This window comes from Enterobacter cloacae complex sp. IR5384, from assembly GCF_049237265.1.
GTDB lineage: Bacteria > Pseudomonadota > Gammaproteobacteria > Enterobacterales > Enterobacteriaceae > Enterobacter > Enterobacter cloacae.
On record NZ_JBMKHJ010000078.1, the window covers coordinates 1 to 3,840 of the forward strand.

General features: G+C 59.6%; 2 protein-coding genes. Both read left to right on the plus strand.

All coding sequences use genetic code 11. From position 1 onward, the window contains the following. Positions 1-210: 210 nt before the first annotated feature. Entirely contained in the window at positions 211-768 is a 558-nt protein-coding gene (locus tag ACOTX3_RS25760; RefSeq protein WP_001162012.1) for a recombinase family protein, read from the plus strand. 2 nt (positions 769-770) lie between these two features. Continuing rightward, the gene (locus ACOTX3_RS25765) at positions 771-3,743 is read left to right on the plus strand and encodes a Tn3 family transposase (RefSeq protein WP_001138073.1); all 2,973 of its coding nucleotides are present in this window, start codon (positions 771-773) and stop codon (positions 3,741-3,743) included. Positions 3,744-3,840 lie beyond the last annotated feature (97 nt).

Consider the following 3,840-nt stretch of genomic DNA (forward strand, 5'->3'; position numbering starts at 1 on the left):
CGCTGATGGCCGGCAGCAGCCCGTCGTTGCCTGATGGATCCAACCCCTCCGCTGCTATAGTGCAGTCGGCTTCTGACGTTCAGTGCAGCCGTCTTCTGAAAACGACACCATGTGCAAACGATGTCAGAATAGAGTTAAATTTCCTATTGATTGACATATTCCGTCAAAGGTAATAGATTTCATCCTGACACTTTTGCCTTTGGAGGCATCTTGCAAGGTCAACGCATCGGCTATGTCCGCGTCAGCAGCTTCGACCAGAACCCGGAACGGCAATTGGAGGGTGTTCAGGTGGCGCGGGTGTTCACCGACAAGGCTTCTGGCAAGGACACCCAGCGTCCCGAGCTGGAAAGGCTGCTGGCCTTCGTCCGCGAGGGCGACACCGTGGTGGTGCATAGCATGGACAGGCTGGCACGCAACCTTGATGACCTGCGCCGCATCGTCCAAGGGCTGACACAACGGGGCGTGCGCATGGAGTTCGTCAAAGAAGGGCTGAAGTTCACCGGCGAGGACTCACCGATGGCCAATCTGATGCTGTCGGTCATGGGAGCCTTCGCTGAGTTCGAGCGCGCCCTGATCCGCGAACGTCAGCGCGAGGGAATCGTGCTGGCCAAGCAGCGCGGTGCCTACCGGGGACGAAAGAAATCGCTGAACAGCGAACAAATTGCCGAGTTGAAACGGCGAGTTGCGGCAGGCGACCAAAAAACCTTGGTGGCCCGTGACTTCGGCATCAGCCGCGAAACCTTGTACCAGTACCTGCGGGAAGACTGACCATGCCACGCCGCTCAATCCTGTCCGCCACCGAGCGCGAAAGCCTGCTGGCACTGCCAGATGCCAAAGACGAACTGATACGGCACTACACGTTCAACGAAACCGACCTGTCGGTGATCCGTCAGCGTCGCGGCGCCGCGAATCGATTGGGCTTCGCTGTGCAGCTTTGCTACTTGCGATTCCCTGGCACCTTTTTGGGCGTCGATGAGCCTCCGTTTCCGCCCCTGTTGCGCATGGTGGCCGCGCAACTCAAGATGCCAGTGGAAAGTTGGAGCGAGTACGGCCAGCGCGAACAGACACGGCGGGAGCACTTGGTCGAGCTGCAAACGGTTTTTGGGTTCAAGCCCTTCACCATGAGCCACTATCGGCAAGCCGTGCATACATTGACCGAGCTGGCCTTGCAGACCGACAAAGGCATCGTGCTGGCGAGCGCACTTGTCGAGAATCTGCGGCGGCAGAGCATTATCCTGCCCGCCATGAATGCCATCGAGCGCGCAAGCGCCGAGGCCATCACCCGTGCCAACCGACGCATTTACGCGGCGCTGACCGATTCTTTGTTATCACCCCACCGTCAGCGCCTGGACGAACTTCTCAAGCGCAAGGACGGCAGTAAAGTGACGTGGCTGGCATGGCTGCGCCAGTCGCCTGCCAAACCGAACTCTCGCCACATGCTCGAACATATTGAGCGCCTGAAATCCTGGCAAGCACTTGATCTGCCCGCAGGCATCGAGCGGCAGGTTCACCAGAACCGCCTGCTCAAAATCGCTCGTGAAGGTGGCCAGATGACGCCTGCTGATCTGGCAAAGTTCGAGGTGCAACGACGCTATGCCACGCTGGTAGCGCTGGCCATCGAAGGCATGGCCACCGTCACCGATGAAATCATCGACCTTCACGATCGCATCATCGGCAAGCTGTTCAACGCGGCCAAGAACAAGCATCAGCAGCAGTTCCAGGCTTCCGGCAAGGCGATCAACGACAAGGTGCGGATGTATGGGCGCATCGGTCAAGCGTTGATTGAGGCCAAGCAAAGCGGCAGCGATCCGTTCGCCGCCATCGAGGCCGTTATGCCCTGGGACACCTTCGCCGCCAGCGTCACCGAAGCGCAAACATTGGCGCGGCCTGCCGACTTTGATTTCCTGCACCACATCGGTGAAAGCTATGCCACGCTACGCCGCTACGCGCCGCAGTTCCTGGGCGTGCTCAAATTGCGGGCTGCGCCCGCCGCCAAGGGTGTGCTCGATGCCATCGACATGCTGCGCGGCATGAACAGCGACAGCGCGCGCAAGGTGCCCGCCGATGCGCCAACCGCATTCATCAAGCCGCGCTGGGCAAAGCTGGTTCTGACCGACGACGGCATCGACCGGCGTTACTACGAGTTATGCGCCCTGTCGGAGCTGAAGAACGCGCTGCGCTCCGGTGATGTCTGGGTGCAGGGTTCTCGCCAGTTCAAGGACTTCGACGAATACCTGGTGCCGGTCGAGAAGTTCGCCACTTTGAAGCTGGCCAGCGAATTGCCGCTGGCAGTGGCCACCGACTGCGACCAATACCTGCATGACCGGTTGGAATTGTTGGAGGCGCAACTCGCCACAGTCAACCGCATGGCTGCGGCCAACGACTTACCGGATGCCATCATCACCACCGCGTCAGGCCTGAAGATCACGCCGCTGGACGCGGCAGTACCAGACGCCGCGCAAGCCATGATCGACCAGACAGCTATGCTGCTGCCGCACCTCAAAATCACCGAGTTGCTGATGGAGGTCGATGAATGGACGGGCTTCACCCGCCACTTCACACACCTGAAGACCAGCGACACGGCCAAGGACAAAACCTTGCTGTTGACGACGATCCTGGCCGACGCGATCAACCTGGGTCTGACCAAAATGGCCGAGTCCTGCCCTGGCACCACCTACGCCAAGCTGTCTTGGCTGCAAGCCTGGCACATCCGCGATGAAACCTATTCGACGGCGCTGGCCGAGCTGGTGAATGCGCAGTTTCGGCAACCCTTCGCCGGCAACTGGGGTGACGGCACCACGTCATCGTCGGACGGCCAGAACTTCAGAACCGGCAGCAAAGCAGAAAGCACTGGTCATATCAACCCGAAGTATGGAAGCAGTCCAGGACGGACTTTCTACACCCATATCTCCGACCAGTACGCGCCCTTCAGTGCCAAGGTGGTCAACGTGGGCATTCGTGATTCAACTTACGTGCTTGATGGCCTGCTGTACCACGAGTCGGACTTGCGCATCGAGGAACACTACACCGACACGGCAGGCTTCACCGATCACGTGTTTGGCTTGATGCATTTGCTGGGATTTCGCTTCGCGCCGCGTATCCGTGACTTGGGCGAAACCAAGCTATTCATCCCCAAGGGCGATGCCGCCTATGACGCGCTCAAGCCGATGATTAGCAGCGACAGGCTGAACATCAAGCAAATACGCGCCCATTGGGATGAAATTCTGCGGCTGGCCACCTCCATCAAGCAAGGCACGGTAACGGCTTCGCTGATGCTGCGCAAACTCGGCAGCTACCCGCGCCAGAACGGCTTGGCCGTGGCGTTGCGCGAGCTGGGGCGCATCGAGCGCACGCTGTTCATTTTGGATTGGCTGCAAAGCGTGGAGCTGCGCCGCCGCGTCCATGCGGGGCTGAATAAGGGCGAGGCGCGCAACGCGCTGGCCAGGGCGGTCTTCTTCTACCGATTGGGTGAAATCCGCGACCGCAGTTTTGAGCAGCAGCGCTACCGGGCCAGCGGCCTCAATCTGGTGACGGCGGCCATCGTGTTGTGGAACACGGTATATCTGGAGCGTGCCACCAGTGCTTTGCGTGGCAACGGCACGGCGCTGGACGACACATTGTTGCAATATCTGTCGCCGCTGGGGTGGGAGCACATCAACCTGACCGGCGATTACCTATGGCGCAGCAGCGCCAAGGTCGGTGCGGGGAAGTTTAGGCCATTGCGACCGCTGCCACCGGCTTAGCGTGCTTTATTTAATGAGATGGTCACTCCCTCCTTCCCGGTACTATGCTGAGGACAGGCTTTCATTCGGAGAACTATCATGGAAAACATTGCGCTCA

Coding starts and splice junctions, on each gene's coding strand:
- ACOTX3_RS25765 (WP_001138073.1), top strand. CDS start 771: ATGCCACGCCGCTCAATCCTGTCCGCCACCGAGCGCGAAAGCCTGCTG.